The sequence below is a fragment of the Pseudonocardia sp. D17 genome (assembly GCF_036984265.1).
Lineage (GTDB): Bacteria > Actinomycetota > Actinomycetes > Mycobacteriales > Pseudonocardiaceae > Pseudonocardia > Pseudonocardia benzenivorans.
Genome location: NZ_BPRG01000181.1, coordinates 131,600 through 156,061 on the forward strand (window position 1 = coordinate 131,600; position 24,462 = coordinate 156,061).

21 protein-coding genes are annotated in these 24,462 nt (G+C 72.5%); 12 read left to right on the plus strand and 9 right to left on the minus strand.

Features of this window, described 5'->3' with window-relative positions:
* The first annotated feature begins 56 nt into the window (after positions 1 to 56).
* The 5 genes from PSD17_RS25825 to PSD17_RS25845 all read left to right on the plus strand — a co-directional run bounded on the left by PSD17_RS25825 (position 57) and on the right by PSD17_RS25845 (position 4,448).
* Entirely contained in the window at positions 57 to 1,085 is a 1,029-nt protein-coding gene (locus PSD17_RS25825) for an LLM class flavin-dependent oxidoreductase (protein ID WP_103381677.1), read from the plus strand.
* Entirely contained in the window at positions 1,082 to 2,140 is a 1,059-nt protein-coding gene (locus PSD17_RS25830) for a Gfo/Idh/MocA family protein (RefSeq protein ID WP_013673650.1), read from the plus strand. The genes PSD17_RS25825 and PSD17_RS25830 overlap by 4 nt, the downstream gene beginning before the upstream one ends.
* Positions 2,137 to 3,360 carry a cytochrome P450 gene (locus PSD17_RS25835; protein WP_339124945.1) on the plus strand — a complete coding sequence of 408 codons (1,224 nt, stop codon included), beginning with the start codon at positions 2,137 to 2,139 and terminating at the stop codon, positions 3,358 to 3,360. Before PSD17_RS25830 ends, PSD17_RS25835 begins: the two co-directional genes overlap by 4 nt.
* A 7-nt stretch (positions 3,361 to 3,367) precedes the next feature.
* Positions 3,368 to 3,592, plus strand: coding sequence for a ferredoxin (locus PSD17_RS25840; RefSeq protein ID WP_013673652.1), 225 nt, complete (start codon positions 3,368 to 3,370; stop codon positions 3,590 to 3,592).
* A 100-nt stretch (positions 3,593 to 3,692) separates the two neighbouring features.
* The gene (locus tag PSD17_RS25845; RefSeq protein ID WP_013673653.1) at positions 3,693 to 4,448 is read left to right on the plus strand and encodes an SDR family oxidoreductase; all 756 of its coding nucleotides are present in this window, start codon (positions 3,693 to 3,695) and stop codon (positions 4,446 to 4,448) included.
* 51 nt (positions 4,449 to 4,499) lie between these two features.
* On the opposite strand, the gene PSD17_RS25850 is transcribed toward PSD17_RS25845, so the two are convergent.
* The 4 genes from PSD17_RS25850 to PSD17_RS25865 form a co-directional block, all read right to left on the minus strand.
* On the minus strand, positions 4,500 to 5,138 hold the full coding sequence (locus tag PSD17_RS25850; protein ID WP_339124947.1) for an HD domain-containing protein: 639 nt from the start codon (positions 5,136 to 5,138) through the stop codon (positions 4,500 to 4,502).
* 124 nt (positions 5,139 to 5,262) lie between these two features.
* Positions 5,263 to 6,273 carry a GlxA family transcriptional regulator gene (locus PSD17_RS25855; protein ID WP_339124949.1) on the minus strand — a complete coding sequence of 337 codons (1,011 nt, stop codon included), beginning with the start codon at positions 6,271 to 6,273 and terminating at the stop codon, positions 5,263 to 5,265.
* Positions 6,274 to 6,432: 159 nt separating this feature from the next.
* Complete coding sequence (locus PSD17_RS25860; protein WP_339124951.1) at positions 6,433 to 7,431, minus strand: amidohydrolase family protein; 999 nt, start codon at positions 7,429 to 7,431, stop codon at positions 6,433 to 6,435.
* Positions 7,424 to 8,785 carry a metal-dependent hydrolase family protein gene (locus tag PSD17_RS25865; protein WP_103381684.1) on the minus strand — a complete coding sequence of 454 codons (1,362 nt, stop codon included), beginning with the start codon at positions 8,783 to 8,785 and terminating at the stop codon, positions 7,424 to 7,426. Before PSD17_RS25865 ends, PSD17_RS25860 begins: the two co-directional genes overlap by 8 nt.
* A 293-nt stretch (positions 8,786 to 9,078) precedes the next feature.
* On the opposite strand from PSD17_RS25865, the gene PSD17_RS25870 reads away from it, so the two are divergent.
* The gene (locus PSD17_RS25870; RefSeq protein WP_013673658.1) at positions 9,079 to 9,855 is read left to right on the plus strand and encodes an SDR family NAD(P)-dependent oxidoreductase; all 777 of its coding nucleotides are present in this window, start codon (positions 9,079 to 9,081) and stop codon (positions 9,853 to 9,855) included.
* Between the two features lie 68 nt (positions 9,856 to 9,923).
* A complete protein-coding gene (locus PSD17_RS25875; RefSeq protein WP_041759390.1) occupies positions 9,924 to 10,814 on the plus strand; it encodes a TrmB family transcriptional regulator in 891 nt (296 codons plus the stop codon).
* A 163-nt stretch (positions 10,815 to 10,977) separates the two neighbouring features.
* Here PSD17_RS25875 and PSD17_RS25880 read toward each other — a convergent pair whose 3' ends face one another.
* The gene (locus tag PSD17_RS25880; protein ID WP_103381685.1) at positions 10,978 to 12,225 is read right to left on the minus strand and encodes an MFS transporter; all 1,248 of its coding nucleotides are present in this window, start codon (positions 12,223 to 12,225) and stop codon (positions 10,978 to 10,980) included.
* A 3-nt stretch (positions 12,226 to 12,228) separates the two neighbouring features.
* The gene (locus PSD17_RS25885; protein WP_013673661.1) at positions 12,229 to 12,930 is read right to left on the minus strand and encodes a ThuA domain-containing protein; all 702 of its coding nucleotides are present in this window, start codon (positions 12,928 to 12,930) and stop codon (positions 12,229 to 12,231) included.
* A 246-nt stretch (positions 12,931 to 13,176) separates the two neighbouring features.
* On the opposite strand from PSD17_RS25885, the gene PSD17_RS25890 reads away from it, so the two are divergent.
* Positions 13,177 to 13,851, plus strand: a complete 675-nt coding sequence (locus PSD17_RS25890; RefSeq protein WP_339124953.1) for a hypothetical protein — start codon at positions 13,177 to 13,179, stop codon at positions 13,849 to 13,851.
* Positions 13,852 to 14,134: 283 nt separating this feature from the next.
* Here PSD17_RS25890 and boxB read toward each other — a convergent pair whose 3' ends face one another.
* The 3 genes from boxB to PSD17_RS25905 form a co-directional block, all read right to left on the minus strand.
* Positions 14,135 to 15,547, minus strand: a complete 1,413-nt coding sequence (boxB, locus tag PSD17_RS25895) for a benzoyl-CoA 2,3-epoxidase subunit BoxB (protein WP_103381688.1) — start codon at positions 15,545 to 15,547, stop codon at positions 14,135 to 14,137.
* A gap of 9 nt (positions 15,548 to 15,556) precedes the next feature.
* Positions 15,557 to 17,314: a 2,3-epoxybenzoyl-CoA dihydrolase gene (gene boxC / locus PSD17_RS25900; RefSeq protein ID WP_339124956.1), complete on the minus strand. Its 1,758-nt coding sequence runs from the start codon at positions 17,312 to 17,314 to the stop codon at positions 15,557 to 15,559.
* 89 nt (positions 17,315 to 17,403) lie between these two features.
* Positions 17,404 to 19,002 (minus strand): benzoate-CoA ligase family protein, encoded by a 1,599-nt coding sequence (locus PSD17_RS25905; RefSeq protein ID WP_339124958.1) that lies wholly within the window; start codon positions 19,000 to 19,002, stop codon positions 17,404 to 17,406.
* Positions 19,003 to 19,234: 232 nt separating this feature from the next.
* Here PSD17_RS25905 and PSD17_RS25910 point away from each other — a divergent pair, with 232 nt between their 5' ends.
* The 4 genes from PSD17_RS25910 to PSD17_RS25925 all read left to right on the plus strand — a co-directional run.
* Positions 19,235 to 20,356, plus strand: coding sequence for an NDMA-dependent alcohol dehydrogenase (locus tag PSD17_RS25910; RefSeq protein ID WP_013673666.1), 1,122 nt, complete (start codon positions 19,235 to 19,237; stop codon positions 20,354 to 20,356).
* Positions 20,357 to 20,457: 101 nt separating this feature from the next.
* Entirely contained in the window at positions 20,458 to 22,371 is a 1,914-nt protein-coding gene (locus PSD17_RS25915) for an AAA family ATPase (protein WP_339124959.1), read from the plus strand.
* Between the two features lie 158 nt (positions 22,372 to 22,529).
* Positions 22,530 to 23,339 carry a PIG-L family deacetylase gene (locus PSD17_RS25920; protein ID WP_013673668.1) on the plus strand — a complete coding sequence of 270 codons (810 nt, stop codon included), beginning with the start codon at positions 22,530 to 22,532 and terminating at the stop codon, positions 23,337 to 23,339.
* Positions 23,340 to 23,539: 200 nt separating this feature from the next.
* Positions 23,540 to 24,462 (plus strand): cbb3-type cytochrome c oxidase subunit I (locus PSD17_RS25925; RefSeq protein WP_339124960.1); only part of this gene is annotated, 923 nt, incomplete at its 3' end.

Consider the following 24,462-nt stretch of genomic DNA (forward strand, 5'->3'; position numbering starts at 1 on the left):
AGCCGGGCGGGGCCCGATGCCGTGACCCGCCCATCCATCCACCACGAGGAGCCACGATGTCGGTCGGAGTCTTGTTCACCCAGGGGCTGGTCACCGGCGACCCGCACACGGTGCTCGGCGAGATCCTCGAGCAGGCCGAGGCCGCCGACCGGCTGGGCTTCTCCGCGGCACTCACCACCGAGCACAAGTACTCCGACGAGTACTTCGGCTCCCCGCTGCACCTGTCGTTCGCGATCGCGGCGCGGACCCGCACCGTGAAGGTCGGCACGGCCATCGCGATCGCCCCGCTCTACAACCCGGTCGAGCTCGCGCAGGACGCCGCGATGCTCGACCAGCTCTCGGGCGGTCGCGCCTGGCTGGGCCTGGGCGTCGGGTACATGCCCGTCGACTACTCGACCGTCGGCGTCTCGTGGGACGACCGCGCGCAGCGGTTCGACGAGACCGTCCGCATCCTGCGCGCGGCGCACACCAACGAACGGTTCTCCTTCTCCGACACCATCTACAGCTTCGACGACGTGTCCGTGATTCCGCGACCGGTGCGTCCGGAAGGGGTGCCGCTGCACCTCGCCGCGTGGACGCCGGGCGGGCTGCGCCGCGCGGGCCGGCTGGCCGACGGCTGGATCACCAACGCGCTGATGTCGCTCGACACGATGAAGGCGATGGCGGACCAGTACCGGGAGGCCGCCGCGGCCGGGGGCCGTGACCCGCACGTCACCTCGATCCGGTTCTGCTGGCCCTACCGCGACCGTGAGGCCGCGCTGGCGAAGTTCGGCGACACCGCGCTCGCCATGGCGCGCACCCTGTTCGACTACGGCGCCATCACCGACCTGCCCGGCGTCACGTCGTCGGACCAGATCACGCTCGAGGAGTTCGTCCGCGACCGCTTCGTGTTCGGCACGCCCGAGGAGTGCGTCGACACCATCGGCCGGTTCCGCGACCAGGCCGGCGTCGACGACTTCCTGATGATCTTCCGCTACCCGACCGGGCCCGACAACGCCGCCGTCCTCGAGGCGATGGAGCTGTTCGGCACCGAGGTGCTGCCGCAGCTCGAGCCGGCGGCCGACCCCGCCGCGGTCCGGGCATGATGGCTCGTCCGCTGCGGGTCGGGGTCGTCGGCGCGAGCTACGCGTCGGGGACCCACCTGCCCGTCTACGCCGAGCTCGCCGCGGCCGGCATCGTCGAGCTGGTCGCCGTGGCCACCGCGCACCGCGAGACCGCCGACGCCGTCGCCGCGAAGTTCGACGTCCCGCACGCCCACGTCGGGTTCGAGGCGCTGTGCGCCGACCCGGACGTCGACATCGTCGACGTGGCCACCCGGCCCAGCCGGCACCGGGAGATGGCGCTCGCGGCGATCGCGGCCGGCAAGCACGTGCTGTGCGAGGCACCGCTCGCCCCGACCGTCGACGACGGGCTCGCCATGGTGAGGGCCGCGGCCGACGCCGGTGTCTGCGGCGTCGTCGACATGCAGTCGCGGTTCCGCCCCGGCATCGCGGAGCTGCGCCGGCTCGTGCTCGACGGTTACGTCGGCCGCGTCGACAACGTCGCCGCCGAGGCGTTCTACCCGACGTTCACCAACCCGGCCGCGGTCGCGTCGTCGGGCTGGTGCGCCGACGCCGCCGACGGGGCCAGCTCCCTGCGGGTGCACGGGCTGCACACCACCGACGTCCTGCGCTGGACGTTCGGGGAGCTCACCGACGTTCGGGGCACCGTCGCCACCCGGCAGCCCGAGTGGCCCGGCGACGCCGGCCCGGTCCCCGCCACCAGCGTCGACAGCGCCGCCTACACCGCCCGCACCGCCGACGGCGCCGTCGTGTCCGTGCACACCTCGTGGGTCGCCCCGTTCGGGGCCGGCTGGCGGCTGGTGGTGCACGGCTCCGAGGGCGTCCTCGTCGCGGAGGCCGCCGGGCACACCGGGCACTTCCCGGTGGGGCTGCGCGGTGCCCGGACCGGCGACGACGGCCTGCGCCCGCTCATCGCCGCCGACGGCGGCCCCACCGAACCGTTCGCCCTGCTCGTCCGCAGCCTCGCCGCGGGCGACACCGACGACGTCCCGACGTTCGACGACGGGGTCGCCGCGCTGCGCGTCGCGGCCGCCGTCGAAGCCTGTGCACAGGCGCCCACCACCACGGAGGAACCATGACCGCAGTCGCCGAGGGGGCCGAGGCCTCGACGATCGTGCTGAGCACCTTCGCGGACGCCAAGGACGCGTACCGCAACAAGGACCTGCGCCAGTCGCTCTACGACGAGGGCGAGGTCGTCATGTCCGGCGTGCTCGTCAACCTGCACGGGCAGGAGCATCGCGACCGGCGGCGCGTCGAGAACCGGATGTTCCGTCGGGACGTGTTCGAGCGCTACGAGCGTGAGCTCTTCCCGGAGGTGACGGTCCAGACGCTGGCGCCCTACCTGGAGGCGGGCCGCGTCGACCTGGTGCACCTCGGGCACGAGCTGATGCTCAACCTCTCCGCGCTCACCGCCGGTATCGACCGGCCGCTGGGCACCGCGGAGGAGACCGGGCGGCTCTACGACTACAACGCGAAGTTCATCGAGGGTGCGACGATGGCGCACTACACCGGTGACAAGGACGCGCTGCGCGCCGAGATCGCGAAGGCGCTCGACGACTGGGACGAGGAGTTCCTGGCGCCGTCGATCGCCCGCCGGGAGGACCTGTTGGCCCGCGAGGCCGCAGGGGAGGACGTCGACGTCCCGCGCGACGTCCTCGCCACCCTGTTGCGCCACCGCGAGGAGCTGGACCTGCCGCGGCACGTCATCCGTCGTGAGGTGGCGTTCTTCCTGCTCGCGGGCGCACACACCAGCGCGACCGCGTTCGTCCGCTCGATCGACCACATCCTGGGCTGGCTCGAGGCGCACCCCGAGGACGCCGCGAAGGTCCGCGACGACGCGCTGTTCGTGCAGCGCTGCATCCACGAGACGGTGCGGCTCAACCCGTCGAGCCCCACGGGACGTCGCCGGGCGCTGGCCGACGTGACCCTGCGCTCCGGGGTGCACATCCCGGAGGGCTCGATCGTCGTCCTCGACCTGCAGGCGATCAACCGCGACACCGAGCTCTTCGGGCCCGACGCCGCGGACTTCGACCCGACGCGCACCATGCCGCCGGGCGTCGCGCCGTTCGGGCTGAGCTTCGCCGCCGGTATGCACGTCTGCATCGGACAGGACCTCGCCGCCGGGGTCGTCGCCGTCCAGGGCACCGACCCCGACGACCACCTCTACGGGCTCGTCACCGGGGCCGTGCGGCACATGTTCGGCGTCGGCGTCCGCCGCGACTCCGACAACCCGCCGCAGCGCGACACATCCACCGCCCGCCCGTACTGGGGCACCTACCCCGTCCTGCTGGGGGAGTGAGCCGACCGTGACCTACCGCATCAGTGTCGACCGCGACGTCTGCATGAGCTCCGGCAAGTGCGTGGCCGACGCCCCCGACGTCTTCCGCTTCGACGACGACGAGATCGCCGAGATCGTCCCCGGCGCGACGCAGCCGTCCGACGAGCGCATCCTCGACCTCGCCCGGGCCTGCCCCGCCGGCGCCCTCGTCGTGACCGATGTGGACTCCGGCGAGGAGATCGACGTCGGCTGAGGGTTCGGCGCCTTGTGCAGGAACGGCACTTTCCTGCAGCTGGGCTGCGGGAAAGTGCCGTTCCTGCACGAGGGCGGGGGCGGCCCGGAAGGATGAGGGCATGGACTTCGGGATCGCGGGAAAGCGCGCGGCGGTGGCCGCGGCCAGCACGGGGCTGGGGTACGCCAGCGCGGAGGCGCTCGTCGCCGAGGGCGCGAGGGTGACGATCTGCAGCTCCGATGCCGACCGGGCACGTGCCGCCGCGGAGAAGCTGGGCGGCGGCACCGAGTGGCTGGTCGCCGACCTGCGCGGCCCCGAGGGGGCGACGGCGTTCGTCGACGGCGCGGCCGAGCGGATGGGCGGGGTGGACATCCTCGTCGTCAACGGTCCCGGCCCGGCCCCGGGGATCGTCACCGAGGTGCCGCTCGACGCCTACCAGGCGGCGCTGGATCGCAGCCTGCTCGCGGTCGTCGCGATGTGCCTGGCCGCGACGCCCGGCATGCGTGAGCGCGGGTGGGGGCGGATCGTCGCGATCACGTCGCTGGGCGTGCGCCAGCCGTACATGAACCTGGCGCTGTCGAACACCGCGCGTTCCGGCGCGACCGGCTTCCTGCGCACGCTGGCCCGCGAGATCGCCGCCGACGGCGTGACGGTCAACTCCGTCCAGCCCGGGCTGCACGAGACCGACCGGGTCACCGGCGTCTACGGCTCCGAGGGCCCGGTGCTCGACGGCGCGCTCGCCGATGTCCCCGCCGGCCGCCTCGGCAACCCCGCGGACTTCGGTGCCGTCGTCGCGTTCCTGTGCTCGCAGCAGGCGGGCTTCCTCACCGGCGCGGCGGTGCCGATCGACGGCGGGGCCTACCAGGCGCTGCTCTGACCCACGCCGCCGGGCGGGCGGTGCGCCCGCCCGGCGGCGCCGGCGCGGCGGTCACTCGGGCCACGCGCTGCCACGGATGATCTCGACGAAGTCCGTCCGGTGGAAGGACGGGTCGAAGTGCGCGAGCACGTCGTCGTTCATCGTTCCGAACGTGGTGTCGGGCCGGTCGGCCATCCCGTTGTGGAACGCCCGCAGGATCCGGTTCTTGAAGTCCGGGCGCGGGTGCGCGGCGACGACCTGGGCGCGCTGCTCGTCGGTGATCTCGTGCAGGTCCAGTCCCAGGACGTCGGTCTCCACGCCCAGGGTGACGACGGCGACCTCCGGCGCGAGGTGCAGCGGGACCTCCGGGGTGGTGTGCAGCGCGATGCCCAGCCAGACGGCGCGGGCGTCGGCCGGGGACGTGCCGTGGTCGAGCAGGAAGGCCTCGGCGACCTCGGCGCCGTCGATCTCGAACCGGCGGTCCCGGGTGCGGTGGGTGTCGGTGAGCCCGAGATCGTGGAAGAGGGCGCCGACGTAGGCGAGTTGGGGATCGACCTCGAGCCCGCGCGCCGCGGCCTTGAGAGAGCCCCAGAGGAACACACGGCGGGAGTGGTGGAACAGGGTGTCGTCGGCCGCGGCGCGGACGAGTTCGGTGGCCTGGCGGACGAGTTCGGTGTCGGGGATCTCGATCCCGGCGATCGTCTCCGGCATGGGGTGCTCTCCTGTGCTGCTCGCGCGAACTGGACTGGTTCCAGTCTTGCGGGCGGACACCTGCACACCCACCGCAACACCTGCCGGGCGTCCCACAGATCCGGACACGCCCGCGCGGGGGAGATCACGGCGTCCGGCGGGGCTCCGCGCCGCGGCGCGTCGTGCCGAACCGTGCCCGGTACTGGCTCGGCGAGAGCCCGAGTCGGTTGACGAAGGTGCGCCGCATCGTCTCCGCGCTGCCGAATCCCGACCGCGTGGCGACCTGCGCGACGCCGTGCCCGTCGGCGAGCAGGGCCCGGGCGTGGTCGAGCCTGACCTGCTCGACGAACCTGGCCGGGGTGGACTGCAGCTCCGTCGCGAACATCCGGGTCAGCTGGCGCGGGCTGACCCCGACCCGTGCGGCCAGGGCGGGTGCACTGTGGTCGAGGTCGGGGCGGGCGGCGACCAGGTCGACCACCGTGCGCAGGCTGGGCGTGCGGGGCGGGCGTCGCTCCAGAGTCGCCGAGAACTGCGACTGTCCACCCGGGCGCTGCATGAACATCACCAGATCGCGGGCCACCGCGCGGGTCAGCTCGGGCCCGTGGTCCTGCTCGAGGAGCGCGAGCGCGAGATCCATCCCGGCCGACACCCCGGCGGAGGTGAAGACGCCGTCGTCCTCGACGAACAGCGCGTCCGGCTCCACCCGGACCAGGGGGCGGGTCCGGGCCAGCAGCGAGGCGTGCTGCCAGTGGGTGGTGGCCCGTCGACCGTCGAGCAGGCCGGCCGCCGCCAGCGCGAACGAGCCGGTGCAGATCGACACGACCCGCCGGCTGCGTGCCGCCAGCTCTCGGACGGCCCCGACCAGATCCGGCGCGACCGGCCGTTCGGCGAGCACGTCGCCGCCGGCGACGATCACGGTGTCGGGATCGGGTGCGGACTCCGCGGCGCCGTCGACGGGCAGTCGGAGCCCGACCGAGGTCCGCACCGGCATGCCCGTGGGGGAGACGTAGCCGAGCCGGTAGCGGGCACCGAACCGGTGGGCGTCGGCGAAGACCTCGGCGGGGCCGGTGACGTCGAGCATCTTCACCCCGTCGAACACGACGAAGACGATGTCGCGGGCGTCGGGTCCACCGTGTCCGCCCCGTCCGCCTGACATGGCGTCGCCGCCCCCTGCCCTGTGAGTGGTAACAGTCGCTACAGCGACTATTACCACTCACGAGGTGTCAGCCCGGACGCCACTCGTCCGGCCACCAGTGTGGCAGCGCCCCCGGACGCGGCGGCGCGGCGGCCGCGCCCCGGGAGCGGATCGCGGGAGTCAGAGACGCAGCAGGCGCGCGGCGTTCGCCGTCAAGGTGGGGCCGAGGTCGCCGGCAGGGTGCTCGCCCGCGCCGGAGTCCCAGCCCGCGAAGTTGGTGCCGAACACCAGGCGCTCGGTTCCCGCGTGCTTGACGAGAAGCTCCAGCGACTCCTCGTCGTGCACGTGGGTGTCGAACCAGATGCGCTTGTAGTAGTGGTCGAATCCGTTGTCGCGCAGGGCCTTGGTCGCCCACGGCCGCTTCTCGACGGCGCGGGCGAACCGGCCCGACACGAAGGCCGCGGCGCCGCCGCCGTGGGAGATGCAGACGTCGAGACCCGGGTGGCGCTCGAGCACCCCGCCGAAGACGATCGCCGCGACGGCCAGCGTCTCCTCGTAGGCGAAGCCGAACGTCAGGTCGAGGTCGAAGCGACGCAGCCGCGGGTCGTCGGCCGGGCCGTTCTTGCCCAGCGGGGACGGGTGCACGAACAGCGGCGCGTCCAGGTCGACCAGGGCTTCGTACAGCGGGTCGAGCTCGGGGTCGTCGAGGGTGCGCCCGGCCGGGTCGGTGTCGATGTAGACGCCGGGCATCCCCAGGTCGCGCACGGCGCGGCGGGCCTCGGCCACCGAGGCGGCGATGTCCTGCACGGGCAGCTGGGCCGTCGCGAGCAGGCGCCCCTTGTGCTTGCCGACGAGCTCCGCGAGCCCGTCGTTGTGCTTGCGCGCGAAGTCGGCGGCGGCGTCGGCGGGGAGGTCGTTGAAGTACGTGATCGGGTTGGGGGACAGGACCTGCAGGTCGATCCCCGCGGCGTCCATGGCGGCGAGCCGGACGTCGACGTCCATGAACGGGCTGCCCGCGTACTTGACGCCCATCAGCCGGTAGTCGCCGACGCGGTAGAACGGCACGCCGTCGTCGGTGGTGCCGAGCTCGGGGCCCGCGGCGCCCGCGGCTCCTTCCGTCAGCTCCAGCACCGCGTGGGCGTGGACGTCGATGATCTTCGGGGCCGTGCTCTCAGACATGCGACATCCGCTCCAGCTGCTCCTCGGTGAACGCCAGGGACCGGGTCAGCGGGCAGGCGGCCAGGAACCGCACCTGGTCCGACGTCCGCTGCTTGTGCTCCGGGATGGGAGTGGTGAGGTCGATCCGCTTGCCCGCCTTGATGACCTCGGCGATCTTGTCCTTCTGCTGCAGGATGCGCACGTCGGCGAGCGGATCACCGTCGATCACCAGGACGTCGGCGACCTTGCCGTGCTCGAGGGTGCCGAGGTCGTCCTCCATGCGCATCGCGAACGCGCCGTTCTTGGTCGCGGCGACGATGGCCTCCATCGGCGACATGCCCATGTAGTCGACGAACATCTCCAGCTCACGGGCGTGCCACTCGCCGACCGGCGTGACGGCGAAGCCCGTCTCCGACCCGGTGAGGAACTTGACCCCGGCCGCGTGGGCCTTGGTGAGCTGCTTGGCGGTGACCTCGATCTCGGCGCGGAAGACGTCGAGCAGCTCGGGGGCGGTGCCGACCTTCTCGCCGTAGTCGGCGAGGTTGCCCAGCAGGGTGAACGTCGGGCACATCGCGGCGCCGGTCTCGATGACGGCCTCGATGGCCTCGTCGTCGAGGTAGGAGGCGTGGTAGATCAGGTCGACGCCGGCGCGGGCGGCGTCGCGCGTCGACTCGGAGTTGCGGCAGTGCGCGACGACCTTGGTGTTGAGCTCGTGCGCGGTGTCGCAGACGGTGCGCAGCTCGTCGATGTTCCAGACCTTGACCTCGGGGCCCTTCATCGACGGGATCAGGCCCGTCACCATGATCTTGATCCAGTCGACGCCGTACTTGATCTGACGACGGATCTCGTTGACCATCACGTCCCGCCCGGTGACGACGGTGGCGTAGCCGGTACGGCCCTCGTCCTTGATCATCCGGCCGGCGGTGCCGCCGAGCATCGTCATCAGCGCCTGGCCGCCCGCGCGCATCCGCGGGCCCTCGACGATCCCGGCCTCGATGGCGTCGCGCAGCTCGCAGCCGATGTTCCACAGGCAGTCCGCGTCGAGCACACTCGTGACGCCCGCGCGCAGCACCTTGCGCGCGTTGTACGCCGAGAGCATCGAGCTGTAGGCCTCGGTGCGGTGGTTGAACAGCTCGTCGTTGCCCGTGGGCTCGCCGAACGTCAGGTGGGTGTGCGCGTCGATCAGCCCGGGCATGACCGTGCGGCCCGTCGCGTCGATGCGCTCGTCGACGCCGTGCACCTCCGCGTCGTCGACCGCCTGCCGGCCGAGCGCGGTGATGCGGCCGTCGCGGAGCAGGACCGCCTCGTCCGCACGGGCGGGGGAGCCCGTGCCGTCGATGACCGTGCCGCCGGTGATGAGGATGCTGCCGCTCACGGCGCCTCCTGGGAACGTCGTCGTAGCTGGAGTCGATCCGTGGCGCAGACCCGCCGTAAGAAGCCTGACGACTAGTCGCGCCGTGTGGTCAGTGTCGCACACCCTCCGGGGGCGCGGGGAGTCCCCGCGGTCGGGGCTTTGTGGGCGAATCGTGCGGATTTGCACCGGTCCGGGGCACGACGCGCGGGGAAGACCTGTAGACGGGCACCCGATGCCGCACTAGCGTCGTCAGAAAGCCAACGCCGCTCGTCGGATTGTCGTCCGGGGAGCGGGAGCGACGACGGAGGTCGGCCGTGACGAACGAGTGGGCCGTGGTCACCGGCGCGGGCAACGGCATCGGTGCCGTCATCGCCCGCAACGCCGTCAAGGAGGGATACCGGGTCGCCGCGTGGGACGTCGACGCCGCGGCGGTCGAGGCCGTGGCAGCCGACCTGGGCGGGGCATGCGTGCCGTCGGTCGTCGACGTCACCGACGAGGAGTCGGTGGCCGCGGCCGTAGCCGCGTTGCCGGTGGCGCCCGCGCTGCTGGTCAACAACGCGGGGATCGCCCGCTTCGGGCCTCTCCTGACTCTTGCCGCCGCCGAGTGGCGCGCCGCGGTCGAGGTGAACCTCACCGGGACGTTCCTGGTCGGGAGGGCCGTCGCCGCCCGCATGATCGAGGCAGGTGGCGGGGCGATCGTCAACATGGCGTCGATCAACGGCCTCGCCGCGGCCCCCAACGCAGGCGCCTACACCGCGTCCAAGGCCGGCATCGTCATGCTCACCGAGCACATGGCGATCGAGTGGTCGCCCTCGGGTGTGCGCGTCAACTGCATCGCGCCGGGCCTGATCAACGCCGGGATGTCCGACGCCGTCAACGCCGACCCCGAGGTGCGGCGGCTGCGCGAGAGCCGGGTCCCGCAGGGCCGCCTCGGCACCGCCGACGACATCGCCGACGCCGTGCTCTTCCTCGCCTCGGCCAAGGCGTCCTACATCTCCGGGCAGACCATCGCCGTCGACGGCGGCATCAGCAAGGGTGCGCTCGCCTCGCTGCCGCGGCCGAAGTCGGTCGACTCGGTCGGCGTCGAGTAGTGCTCGTACGCCCCGACCAGCGGCGGGGGAGTCCCGCCACCCCACCTGCGGATGCGACGATGGGGCGCATGTCCCAGCAGAGCGTCATCGAGGAGCTCCAGCGCCTCGGGATGTCGGGTTACGAGGCCAAGGCCTACGTCGCCCTGGTCGCGGCCGGCACGCCGCTCAACGGCTACGAGGTGGCCAAACGCTCCGGCGTTCCGCGCAGCACCGTCTACGAGACGCTGGCGAAGCTCGTCGGGCGCGGCGCCGCGTACGAGGTACGTGCGGGTGAGGCGAGCGTCGGCTACATCTCCCTGCCGCCGTCGGCCCTGCTCGACCGGATGCGGCGCGACTTCGACAGCTCCATCGACACGCTGCGCGAGGCCCTCCCGCAGGTCGCGTCGCCGCCGCAGGTGCGGCTCGTGCACAACCTGTCGGACCGGGAGTCGCTGCTCGCCCGGGCCGAGGACGTCGTGGCCGCCGCGCGCGACGACCTCTTCCTCTCCGGCTGGCCGGCCGAGATCGAGCCGCTCAAGCCGGTCGTGCGCCGCGCCGACGACGAGGGCGTCGACGTCTCGGTCGTCATGTTCGGCGACGATCCCGATCCCGTCGGGACGACGATCCCGCACCGGTTCTCCACGCCCGACGTGGCGCTGGAGAACCTGGGCTGCCGGCTGCTCGTCGTCGCCGCGGACCGGGAGCAGGCCGTGATCGGTGGGGTCGTCAACGGCGACGCGTGGGGCGTCTTCACCGACGACCCGGCCGTGGTGCTGGTGGCGGTCGAGTACGTGCGCCACGACATCGCGATGCACCTGATCGCGGAGAAGTTCGCGCCCGACGACTTCGAGTCGTTCTGGACCTCCGACCCGGCGCTGCGCCGGCTGCGTGCCGACCACGGCATCCCCGCCGCGCTGCTGGCCCGCGGCCCGGTCGGCGCCTCGGCCCCGCCGCGGCGCACCCGGCGCGGCCAGCACTGAGCCGGGCAGGCCTGATCGAGCGGGCCCGCCGCACGGACCCGGCCGCCACCGCAGCGCTGCTGTGGACCCGCCCGACGACGGTGAGGTTGCGGCCGACGGCCGGCGCGCAACCTCACGGCTGCTCTCCGCCAGGCGCACAGCGGTGAGGTTGCGCGCGGGGTCCTCAGGTTGCGGGCGTACGCCCGGCCCGGGCCCGTGCCGTCACCGCCCGGCAGCGCACGAAGCACAGCACGCTCGCCGCGGCGAGGCCCGCGCTCACGCCCCAGCCCAGCCCGTAGCCGCCCGTCGCGTCGACCGAGAGCCCGAACAACGGCGCGCTGAGCAGCGCGCCCAGGTAGTAGCCGGCCATCGTCGCGCCCGACGCGCGTCCGACGAGGTCCGGTGCGGTGGCCACGACGGCGGCATGCATCAGCCCTATCGCCGTGAGCTGGGCGACGCCGCCGAGGACGAGTCCGGCCGTCATCGACACCGGTCCGGCGACGATGCCCAGCCACAGCAGCGCGACCCCGGCCGTCGCCGCGGCGGTGAGCAGCACGACCGGGCGGACGCGGTCGCCTCCGGTGCGGTCGGCCCGTCCGGCCAGCACGATCATCGCGACGACGGCGACCGCCGACCCGATCGAGGCGAGCGCGCCCGCCGTCGCGACCGACATCCCGCCGACCTCGTCGAGGTAGGCGACGGACCACGAGTAGATGGGCTGGGTGCCCGCGATGAGCAGGAACGCCGCCACCGGGTACCAACCGAACCCCGCGGGCAGGCGGACGCGCCGGGGCGTGCCGGGACCGTCGCCGACGAGGTCGTGGGCCTCGACGACCGCCGCCGCCGGGTCTCCCGCGCTCCGCGCCGCCGGGAGCAGCCGGAAGCACAGGACCGCGACGACGACCAGCACCGGCACGACGACGGCGAGGACCGGACGCCAGCCGAACGCGGCCGCCGCGGCGACCCCGACGAGTGACTGGACTGCGCCGATCGCCGGGACGCCGGCGGTGCGGACGGCCATCGCGACGCCGTGCCGCGCGGGCGCGATGCTCGCCGCGACGGCCATGTTCGTGCCGGCGTTGGCCAGCGCGTAGCCGGCGCCGGTGACGGCGGCCATGACCAGCAGCGACGGGTAGGTCGGGACGAGCACGGCGAGGAGCAGGCCGGCCGCGACGACCAGCAGGTCGAACCCGACGGCCTTGTGGGCGCCGAGCCGCTCGGCCCACGCGCCGCCGACCGTCGACGCCACGCCCGTCGCGCCGAAGAACACCCCGATCAGCACACCGAGGGCGGGTTTGGAGATGCCGAGGTCGGCCTCGAACAACGGACCGAGGTAGCCGAAGAGGAAGCCGGGGATGCTGCCGAGCCCGATGCCCGCCGTCGCGACGGCAAGGACGACACCGCCGCGGCGGGCCGGTCGGCCGTGGGTCACGCGTCAGCCACGGGTGGCCCAGGCGATCGCCCGGCGCACCATCTCGCGGTGCTCGGGCACCTCGTAGGACGGGACGTGATGCCCCAGCGCGTCGTAGACGACCCGCCCGCCCCCGTGCTCGCGGGCCCACAGCAGCGGCTGCGGCCGGCCGTTCTCGTCACCGGGCCTGCGTGCCTGCAGGAGCGGTTCGACCCCGGGGCGCATGTCGAGGTCGCTGTAGACCTCGTCGACGATGCGGAAGTCGTCCAGCCCCTCGACGATCGGGTGTGACGACGCCACCGTGACCGCGACCTCCGGGCCCAGCGGCGGGTGCGAGGACGAGCCCCACACCCATGCCCCGCCGAGGGTGTCGCCCCAGCCCGGCCAGTCGTCGAAACAGATGCCGGCCGTGTGCATCCCGAGGACGCCGCCGCCCGCGGCGAGATGCCGCGCGAGGGCGTCGCGGGCCCGCGCCGAGGGGCTCGCGCCTTCCTCGGCGGCCTTGTCGCGGTAGCGGTCCGGCGTCGTGTCGCCCGTCATCGACCAGCGCAGCGCGTTGACGACGAACAGCGCGGCCCCGGGGAGTGCCAGCAGCGCGGAGTCGACCCCCGCGGTGCCGGTGTGCACCTCGACCTCGAGCCCGGCTTTCTCCAGCAACTCGGTCAGGCAGGCCGTGGTGGCCGGGAAGTCGTGGGTGAGGCCTCCGGACAGAACGACGGCGCGCACGACCACCTCCGACGGCGTGAGGGTTCTGACGACTATCAGACCCTAACTGTCGGGGGCGCCGGTGCGCATCCCTCTGCCGTGGTCCGGTCGCCGGAGGCGGTCCGGTGCAGGTTGGCCGCGAGATCGGCCGCGCCGAGTGCTCGGCTCGGGTGGGACGCAATTTCCGAGAGCGGTGCTCTTGACAGAGCGCGGTGCGCGGCGAATGCTGGTCTCAAGTGAGAGCGCTGATCTCGTTCAGGAGCAACGATGACAACTCAGGTGCACGTCTCCACCTCGGCCACCGGTTCGGACCACGTGGCCCGTCCGTGGGCCGGGCCGGCCGCACTCGCCGCCGCCGGCGTCCTCTTCCTCGTCTATCCCGCGCTGCGTCCCGGCGGCGACGCCGTCCCTAGTACCACCGCGGCAGCCTTCGCCGACTGGCGCTGGCCGATCGCGCACCTGGCGGGCGTCGTCGGGTTCGCGCTGGTCGCGGCCGGACTGCTCGCGCTCCGCGACCGGCTCGCCGGTACTCCGGGGCGTCGCCTCGCCGGGTGGGCGCTCGGCATCTGGGCCACGGGCACCGCACTCGTCCTGCCCTACTACGGCGCCGAGGCGTTCTCGCTGCACGCGCTGGGCGCGCACGTCCCCGACACCGCGACGCTGCTCGCGCTCACCGACGCCGTCAGGATGGGTTCGGTCCAGATGACGGTGTTCGGCGCCGGGCTGGTGCTGCTCGCGGTCGGCGGTGTCCTGGCCGCGGTCGCCGCGGCCCGCTCGGGTGTGCTGCCCCGCTGGTCGGGCGTCGTGTTCGCCCTCGGCTTCGCGCTGTACCTGCCGCAGTTCTGGTTCCCGATGGAGCTGCGGGTCGTGCACGGCGCGCTCGTCGCCGTCGGCTGCATCGTCCTCGCGGTGGCGCTGCAGAGGTCCCGTCTCGCGCGCTGATCGTCGGGTCGGGGGATCGGGCGCGGCCCGCAGCAGCGGCGGTCCTTGCTCGGGTAGCACCTTCGGGCCTGGTGGCTCGTCCAGTGATCGTCGCGTGCGGGACATGGCCGCCGAATCTGGCGCTGTTGTCCCAGGTCCGCTGATCTTGATGGTGCTCGCCCCGGCGCCGGCTCGCGCGGCCCGGCACCGCGTGCGACGCCGGTCGACGGCAGCCGGGCCGGGTGACGCCGAGCAGCCCGGCCGCGCGATGCGGCCGGGCTGCGGAGCGTCGGTGGGTGCGGGATCAGGCCAGGTGCACGTACTCGTAGTCGAAGGGCTGGCCGTTGATCCCGTTGGTCGGCGGGGCGATCCAGCCGGCGATCTTGCCCGGCTCGTAGACGGGTCGCATCAGCGACCGGACGTGGGTCTTGTCGGCCTCGCTGGGCAGCCAGCGGTCCTTCTTCGCCTCCCAGGCGTCCGCTCCGACGAGCTCGCCGGCCGGGGTGATGTGGTGGTCGGCGAAGAGGCCGACGTGCCGGTTGAACCCGACGTGCGGCAGCGTCAGCGTCCGGTCGACGCCCGCCTTCTCCAGCACCCGGTTCCAGCGCTTGAGCCCGGAGTGGCAGTCCTTGACGTACTCGTTGCGCAGGTCGTGGTTGAGCGCCAGCAGGGCCGGGACCTCGTCGGTGGTCAGCACCCCGTCGCGGACGACGTCGACGGAGGCGGCGTCGTCGGTCAGGACGTGGTCGTCGCGGCGGCGTTCCTCCTGCCAGCGTCCCTTGAGCCCGGCGGTGAAGTAGTTGGCCGCGTTGGTCGACTTCTCGGAGCCGAAGAGGTCCAGCGACACCGAGTAGTGGAAGTTGATGTACTTCTGGATCACGTCGAGCGGGACGCCGCCGTGCGGGGCGATGTCCTCGGTGTCGTGCTCGCGCATGAGTTCGGCGGTGCGCGCCACCACGCGGTCGACACCCGTGGTGCCGACGAACATGTGGTGCGCCTCCTCCTTGAGCATGAACTCGCAGGTGCGCGACAGGGGATCGAAGGCCGATTCCTTCAGCGTCCCCAGCTGGTACTTCCCGTCGCGGTCGGTGAAGTAGGTGAACATGAAGAACGACAGCCAGTCCGGGGTCTCCTCGTTGAACGCGCCGAGGATGCGGGGGCTGTCGAGGTCGCCGGAGTTGCGGTGCAGCAGCGCCTCGGCCTCCTCACGGCCGTTGCGGCCGAAGTAGGCGTGCAGCAGGTAGACCATCGCCCAGAGGTGCCGGCCCTCCTCGACGTTGACCTGGAAGAGGTTGCGCAGGTCGTAGAGCGACGGCGCGGTCTCGCCGAGGCGGCGCTGCTGCTCGACCGACGCGGGCTCGGTGTCGCCCTGGATGACGATGAGCCGCTGCAGGTCGGCGCGGTACTCCCCGGGGACCTGCTGCCAGGCGGGCTCGCCCTTCTGCTCGCCGAAGGCGATGCGCCGGTCGTCGCCGCGCTCGGCGAGGAACACACCCCAGCGGTACTCCTCCATGGCGACGTGGCCGAACTGCGCCCACCCCTCCTTGCCGACGTCGACTGCGGTGCGCAGGTAGACGTCCTGGGTCGGGACGGCGGGGCCCATGGTCTTCCACCAGTTGAGGAAGTTGGGCTGCCACGACTCCAGCGCGCGCTGGAGCTTGCGGTCGCCGGCCAGGTCGACGTTGTTGGGAATCTTCTCGCTGTAGTCGATCGACATGGTCTGTCCTCACACCCGCTTGCGGTCGAAGTCGGCCCGGCGGCCCGTCCCGTAGCGGCGCAGTGCGCCGTCGGGTCCGGACGCGTTGGGGCGCACGAAGATCCAGTTCTGCCATGCGGTGAGCCGGGAGAAGATCCGCGACTCCATGGTCTCGGGGCCGACGAACCGGTGGTTGGCCTCCATGCCGGTGAGCGCGTCGGGTGACAGCGACGCCCGCTCCTCCAGCATGATCCGGATCTCGTCGTCCCAGTCGATGTCGTCGGGCGCGTCGGTGACCAGGCCCAGCTCCAGGGCCTCACGGGCCTCGATCCGGCGGCCGACCTCCTGGCGCAGCTTCGCGACGTGGTCGTCGTCGCCGTAGAAGCGCGAGCCGAGCCGGGTGAGGCCGTTGCTCATCGGGAAAGCCCCGAAGTTGGAGTCGGACAACATGATCTGGGCTTCGTCGCCCTGCTCGGAACCTTCCTCGTCGAGGGTGCCGTCGAGCATGTACTGCCGGTCGCACGCCAGCGCCAGCTCCAGCAGTGCCCCGGCGAAGCAGGAGCCCGGCTCGATCAGCGCGATCAGCGAGCGTGACGTGACGTCGAGCCGCTTGAGGACGCGCTTGAAGTAGTGCCGTATCTCGTTGACGAGCCAGTCGTCGCGGGAGTGCTCGGCGATGACGCGCTCCATGGCGAGAGCGTCCTCGACGTCGCCGCGGGTGCGCAGGACCCAGGTGCCGAGCTCGAGCTCGTTGGCGCGCAACCGCAGGATCAGGTCGTCGAGCTCGCGGGTCATCGCCAGCGGCCAGAAGTCGGCCCCCAGCTCGTGGACCCGCTCCAGCGACTCGGGCACGCCGCCCTCGGGCCCGCGCACCGTGATCTCGACGAGCCCGCGAGCGCGGTCGAACGCCGCGGACACGTGCCGGTAGCGGATCCCGTCGGCGGTCTCCTCGCGCTGCAGCGGCGGCAGCGCGATGCCGGTGGCGTCGGCGGGGCGTGACGACGCCGCCGCGGCCTCGACCGCCCGCGCCTGGACCGTCTCGTCCCACGAGCGCTTGGGGATCGTCTCGTCGACGAGCCGCCACTCGACGGCCTGCCTGCCGCGGATGCCCTCGGCGCGGGTGGCGAAGACGTCGGCCCGGTCCTTGCGGACGCGTCGCTTGTCGACGACCCGGGTGAGTCCGCCGGTGCCGGGTAGGACACCCAGCAGCGGGACCTCGGGCAGCGACACCGCGGACGAGTTGTCGTCGATGAGCAGGATCTGCTCGCACGCCAGGGCCAGCTCGTAGCCGCCGCCGGCGGCGGTGCCGTTGACGGCGGCGATCCAGGTCTGGCCGGAGTTGGCCGTCGCGTCCTCGATGCCGTTGCGGGTCTCGTTGGTGAACTTGCAGAAGTTCACCTTCCACGGGTGGCTGGACTGCGCGAGCATCCGGATGTTGGCGCCCGCGCAGAAGTTGCGGTCCTTCGCGCTCGTCACGACGACCGCGCGGACCTCCGGGTGCTCGAAGCGCAACCGCTGGGTGGCGTCGTAGAGCTCGATGTCGACGCCGAGGTCGTAGGAGTTCATCTTCAGCTCGTAGCCGGGGACGATGCCGCCGTCCTCGGCGATGTCGAGCCGCAGGTAGGCCACGCCGGTCTCGGCGGCGCGCGCGAGGTCGAGCGTCCAGTGCCGGTAGTGCTCGGGCGTGGCGTCGAAGGAGACGGCGGGCGTCTCGGCCGGGTCCGGAGCGGCCGCGGACCCGTCGGCGACGGCAGCGGCGTCGGTGTCGATCGCCTGTGGGGTGGTCATCGGAGCCTCCTGCGCAGCAGCGCGGTCGGATTGCGAGAAACTCTACAACATGACCGCGCCACGCGCCAACGCTGTAGAACGTCGACGTGTCAGACCGTCGCGGGTGGCGCCGCCGGGGCGCTCGCCCGCTCCCGCAGCCGGTAGCGCTGCACCTTTCCCGTCGCGGTCTTGGGCAGCTCGTCGACGGTGACGACCGCGCGCGGTCGCTTGAACGCCGCGAGCCCCGCCCGGCAGAACGCGACGACCTCGTCGGGATCGATCGTCACGCCGGGGCGGGGCACGACGTAGGCGATCGGCTTGTCCAGTCCGTCCTCGTCGGGTACCCCGACGACGACCGCCTCCGACACCCCCGGGTGTTCGAGGATCCGCGCCTCGACCTCCGACGGGCTGACCCAGATCCCGCCGACCTTGAGCACGTCGTCGGCGCGCCCGAGGCACGTGTAGCTGCCGTCGTCGTTGCGGACGTACTGGTCGCCCGTGCGCATCCACTCGCCGTGGAAGACGGCACGGTTGACGTCGGTGCGGCACCAGTAGCCGGTGCACAGCGACGCACCCGCGACGAAGAGCATCCCCGACTCGCCGCTCCCGTCGATGACGGTGCCGTCGGTGCGCCGCAGCTCCACGCGGTAGCCCGGGACCGGGTAGCCCGAGCTCCCCGGGACGACCTTCCCCGGCACGTTGGAGATGAAGATGTGCAGCGCCTCGGTCGAGCCGATGCCGTCGAGCACCTCGAACCCGAACCGGTCGCGCACCCCGTGGAACATGCGCGCGGGCAGCGTCTCGCCCGCGGACACCCCGCGCCGGACGGTCGCGAACGCGGCCGGGTCGACGGTCTCGTCGTCGGCCGCGATCAGCGGGCCCCAGAAGCTAGGGACGGCGAAGAACAGCGTCACGCCGTGCTCGCGCACGCGCCGGGCGAACAGGGCGGGGGAGGGTCGGGAGGGCTCCAGCACCGCCGACGCCCCGACCGCCAGCGGGAAGAACATGCTGTTGCCGATCCCGTAGGCGAAGAACAGCTTCGCCACCGACAGGCAGACGTCGGTCGGCTCGATGCCGAGCACCTGCCGGCCGTAGGTCTCGGCGACGACGCGGATGTCGTCGTGGCGGTGCATGGCGCCCTTCGGTTTGCCCGTCGTCCCCGAGGTGTAGAGCCACAGCGCGGGCGACTCGTCCCACGTCGGGTACGGCGCGCCGACGGGCGCGGCCGCGCCGGCGTCGAGCAGGCCCTGCCACGTCAGCGACGTGACGTTCGGACCGAGGGCGGCGGGATCGGGGCCGGTGTCGCCGGTGAGCACGACGTGGCGCAGGTCCGGCGCCCCGGCCGCGGCCGTGTGCACGGCGTCCGCGAACTCCGGGCTGCCGAGCAGCACCCGCGCCCGCGAGTCGGCGACGAGCACCCCCAGCTCGCTCCCGGTGAGCATCGTCGACGACGGCACCGCCACCGCTCCGACGTACATCGTCGCCAGGATCGCGGTGAACAGCTCGACGTCGTCGACCATGCACATCAGGACGCGCTCCTCCGGGCGCACCCCGATCGCGACGAGCCCCGACGCGACGCGCCGGACCTCGTCGGCCAGCTCGGTGTAGGTCAGCGTGCCGCGCGGGTGGTGGACCGCGACCCTGTCCGCGTCGCCGGCGAGGACTCGCCTGTCGGTCAGGTACTCGGCCGCGTTGAAGAGTTCGGTCATCGACTGGCTCCTGTGCCGGTTCGGAAGATGGAACTCTACTGGTGAACAGCGTTGCGTCAACGATTCGTAGAAGTTCGTCCGCCGTCCCGGGCGTTCCGCAGGCTCGCCGAGCGATCTTCCCAACATCTCGGCAAGCTGTTACGAACAACGCTGTATCCCGGCGGCTGTGACCCTGCGCACCCAGCATCGTCGCGCTCGCCGGAACGCTGGACAACCACGCGATGGAGGGTCGATGAAGACCAAGGCCGCAGTGCTGCGCGGTGTAGGACAGCCGTTCGTGATCGAGGAACTGACGCTCGACCCGCCCAAGGCGGGCGAGGTCCTGATCAAGTACGTCGCCGCGGGGCTCTGCCACTCCGACGAGCACCTGCGTCACGGCGACATCGTGCCGCGCTTCCCGATCGTCGGCGGCCACGAGGGCGCCGGGATCATCGAGGAGGTCGGGCCCGGGGTCACCCGGCTCAAGCCCGGCGACCATGTCATCTGCTCGTTCCTGCCGGTCTGCGGGCACTGCCGGTTCTGCGCGTCGGGGATGACCAACCTCTGCGACACCGGCGCCACCATCCTCGACGGTGTGCTGCCCGACGGCACCTACCGCTTCCACGACGCCGACGGCGAGGACCTCGGCGGGATGTGCATGATCGGCACCTTCGCCGAGCGCGCCACGATCTCGGAGTACTCCTGCATCAAGGTCGCCGAGGACGTTCCGCTCGACAAGGCGGTGCTGATCGGGTGCGGGGTCCCGACCGGATTCGGGTCGGCCGTGCACGCCGCCGAGACCCAGCCCGGCGACACGATCGCGATCTACGGCGTCGGCGGCATCGGGGTCAACGCCGTCCAGGGCGCGGCGCTGGCCGGTGCGGCCAACGTCGTCGCGATCGACCCGCTCGCCAACAAGCGCGAGATGGCCGAGAAGGTCGGGGCCACGCACTCCGCCGCCACCGCGGAGGAGGCCCACGAGCTGATCCAGCAGCTCACCAACGGTGTCGGCGCCGACAAGGCGATCGTCACCGTCGGCATCGTCGACACCGAGGTCACGACGAACGCGTTCCACGCCATCCGCAAGGGCGGCACGGTCGTCGTCACCGGTCTGGCCGACCCGACCAAGAACACCATCGAGATCCCGGGCGCGCTGCTCACCCTGTTCGAGAAGCGCATCCAGGGCTCGCTGTTCGGCTCGGGCGACCCGTTCAAGGACATCCCGCGGCTCGTCGACATGTACCAGGCGGGTCAGCTCAAGATCGACGAGCTGATCACGAACACGTACAGCCTCGAGGACATCAACAAGGGCTACGAGGACCTGATCAACGGCGTCAACGTGCGTGGCGTGATCATCCACGACCCCGCCGCCTGACCGATCCTGACCGAACGGCCAGGACCCGTTCCGACGGCCGTTCCCCCAACGCGCGGCCATCCGGGAGACCCCGGGTGGCCGCGCCGGAGGTAGCCCCGCACGTGACCACAGTGACCCCGCCCGACTCCCGGACCCCCACGCCCGTCGTCGGGCTGCAGCGGGAGCGGGAGGTCCTCACCGTCGCCCTCGCGACCGGCCGCCACGTCGTCATCGAGGGACCGCCCGGCACCGGCAAGTCGACGCTGCTGCGCTCCATCGCCCGTGACGCGGGCCGGCACGTCGTCTTCGTCGAGGGCAACGCCGAGCTGACCCCCGCCCGCCTGGTCGGCGCGTTCGACCCGTCGCAGGTGCTCGCCGAGGGCTACCTGCCCGCGAGCTTCGTCGACGGCCCGCTGCTCACCGCGATGCGCGGCGACCCCGACCTCGGCGACGGGGCCGCGCCCGGCGGTGGGCTGCTCTACCTCGAGGAGCTCAACCGCGTTCCCGAGGAGACCCTCAACGTCCTCATCACCGTGCTCACCGAGGGCGAGATCGCCGTCCCGCGGCTGGGCACGGTCCGGGCCGGGCCCGGGTTCCGGCTGATCGCGGCCATGAACCCGTTCGACGCCATCGGCACGGCCCGGGTCAGCCAGGCCATCGCCGACCGGATGTGCCGCGTGGTGCTCGGCTACCAGGACGAGGACGCCGAGCGCGCCATCACGACGTCGGTCAGCGGCGTGCGCGGCTGGGTCACCGACCTGTCGGTGCTGCTCACCCGGGCCACCCGCGAGCACCGCGACCTGCGCATGGGCTCGTCGGTGCGGGGCGCGATCGACCTCGCGCTGGTCCTCACCGGGCTCTCGGAGCTGCGCGGGGAGGCGGTCCTCGCCCGCGAGACCGCGCGCGACGCCGCGCACGCCGCGCTGTCGGGCCGCGTCCGCATCGCCGACGGGGTCGACCGCACCCCCGAGTCGGTCATCGACGAGCTGCTCGACCGGTTCTGGCCCGAGAACGAGCCGCGGCCACCCGAGCGCTCCTCCGACGACGCCGGGGGCGGTGAGCCGGGAAAAGCTGAGGGCCCGCCGCCTCCCGCGGCGGGCCGCGGCAAGGAACCCCCGCACCGCAACCGCGGGAAACGGACGCTCGGCCGGCAGGAGCTCGGCGCGCGCCACGAGATGTTCGACGACATCTCCCCGGAGCTCGGCGAGCTGGACGAGGAGGCCTTCGACCAGGCGCTCGCCGAGGACCCGGAGGCCGCGGCGGCGCTGCTGGCCGACCTGGCCGTCGCCACCGACGGGCAGCTGCGGGCCGCCGCGCGTCGGCTCGCCGGACGGGTGTTCATCCAGCTCGGCAAGGTCGGCCCGGCCAGGGCTCGCGGCACCCGGCGGATCGCGCCGGTCCGCGGCGGCTCCGGCGACCTCGACCTCGACCGCACCCTCGACGGCTGGCAGCCCGGGACGGCCCGCCGGCCGGCCGGCGACGAGCTCGTCACCCGCGACTGGACGGCGCACCGGCGGGCGATCTGCCTCGTCGTGGACATCAGCGGGTCGATGCAGGGGCTGGCCGTCGCGCTGGCCGCCGTCGCGGCGGCGGGGGTGGTGCTCGCCTCGGAGGCGGGCGGGACGCGGCTGGAGCCGGGTGTGCTCGCGTTCGGCGCCGACGTGCGGACCCTGCAGCCGCAGGGTGTCCGCACGCCGCCGGACCGGCTCGTCGGCGAGCTCGTGGCGCTGCGCGGGCACGGCACCACCGACCTCGCCGCCGCCCTGCGCGCCGCCTCGCTCGGGCTGGCGGGAGCGGTCGCCGAGGAGCGGGTCGTCGTCCTGCTCTCGGACTGCCTGCACACCACGGGCGACGACCCGGCCACCGCGCTCGGCGGCATCGACCGGCTGCACGTGCTCGTCCCGCTCGGGCCGGGGGAGGACGGTCGCGACGCCGAGGTGGCCGCGGCCGCGCTGGCCGCCAGGGGCGGCGGGACCAGCCGGACGGTCCGCCGGCTCAAGGAGATCGGCCCGGCGCTGACGCGCGTGCTGGGCTGAGGACGGCCGTGCCCGACGACGCCGCGTTCGTCGAGGCGACCGAGCCGTTCCGGCGTGAGCTGCTCGCGCACCGCTAACGAGGCGCGGGTGACCGTCGGGAAGCCGGCGCTGCTGCTGCCGTGATCCTTCCCCGGCGCGTGCCCGGATAGGGTCACGTCGTGGGAACGATCGTGAGCTTCCATGCCCATCCCGACGACGAGTCGATCGGGTCGGCCGGCACCCTCGCCCGGGCGGCGGCCGAGGGGCACCGCGTCGTGCTCGTGTTCGCCACGCGCGGCGAGCTCGGTGAGCCCGTGCCGGGCGTGCTGGCCGACGGCGAACAGCTGGCCGTGCGCCGGTCCGCCGAGTGCTTCGAGTCGGCGAAGGTGATCGGCGCGTCGCGGGTGGAGTTCCTCGGCTACGTCGACTCCGGGATGATGGGCGAGCCCTCCAACGACGCGCCCTACTGCTTCTGGCAGGCCAAGGTGGAGCACGCCGCGAAGCGCCTCGCGCTGATCCTCGACGAGGAGGAGCCCGACGTCCTCACCGTCTACGACGACAACGGCGGCTACGGCCACCCCGACCACATCCAGGTGCACCGCGTGGGCAGGCGGGCGGCCGAGCTCGCGGCGGTGCCGGTCGTCGTGCAGGGGACGATCAACCGCGACTGGATGGTCCGGGGGATGACGGGGCTGGCCAAGGAGGGCGGGCTGCCCGACGGGTGGGAGCCGCCGAACCTGGACGACGCCACGTTCGGCAAGCCCGAGTCCGAGATCACCCACCGGGTCGACGCCGTCGACTACGTCGCGCAGAAGCGGGCGTCGATGCGCGCGCACGCGAGCCAGATGGGTCCCGACCACTTCATGCTCGCGATGCCCGAGCCCATGTTCGCGATGGGGATGGGCACGGAGTTCTACATCGTCGACCCGGTACCGAGCCCTGCCGCCGCCCCCGACGTCTTCCTGGACCTCTTCGCCCCGCTGCGCTGACGGGCCCGGGCGGCCACCGTCGGCGGACCGAAGTGTGACGCGACGGGTCCGGCCCCCCGGTGGTCGTTCTACCCCCCGTAGAGCAGAATGAGCCCGCGACGCGGTCGGGTCGTGCCGGTCCCCGAACCCGGCGACCGGACGGCCCTTCCGCGCGATATAGAGTCCGGCCTGCCCACCACAGGCCAGTGCAGGAGGCACCAGTGACAGCCGTCGCGCCCAAGCCGATCACGACGCGCCCGTACCCGGCGCGCCGCTCGGCCAAGGGATCCACGCTGCTCAAGATGATGCGGACGACGGACCCCAAGGACATCGCGATCCTGTACCTGGTCACGTCGTTCGGCTTCTTCCTGGCCGGCGGTGCGATGGCGCTGCTGATGCGCGCCGAGCTGGCCCGGCCGGGCATGCAGTTCCTCTCGCCAGAGCAGTACAACCAGCTGTTCACGATGCACGGCACGATCATGCTGCTGCTGTACGCGACGCCGATCCTGTTCGGCTTCGCCAACTACATCGTGCCGCTGCAGATCGGTGCCCCCGACGTCGCGTTCCCGCGGCTGAACGCCTTCTCCTACTGGCTGTTCCTGTTCGGCGGCCTCACGGCGATGGCGGGCTTCCTCACGCCGGGTGGCGCGGCCGACTTCGGGTGGTTCGCCTACTCGCCGCTGTCGGACGCCGTGCACTCGCCCGGCGCGGGCGCCGACCTGTGGATCATGGGTCTGGCGGTCGCCGGTCTCGGGACGATCCTCGGTGGCGTCAACTTCATCACCACGATCGTCTGCCTGCGCGCGCCCGGCATGACGATGTTCCGGATGCCGATCTTCACGTGGAACATCTTCGTGACGGCCATCCTGATCCTCATCGCGTTCCCGGTGCTCACCGCCGCGCTGCTCGGCCTGGCCGCCGACCGGCACCTCGGGGCGCACGTGTTCGACCCGGCCAACGGCGGGGCGATCCTGTGGCAGCACATGTTCTGGTTCTTCGGCCATCCCGAGGTCTACATCGTCGCGCTGCCGTTCTTCGGGATCGTCTCGGAGATCTTCCCGGTGTTCAGCCGCAAGCCGGTGTTCGGCTACAAGGGCCTGATCTACGCGACGATCTCCATCGCGGCCCTGTCGGTCGCGGTGTG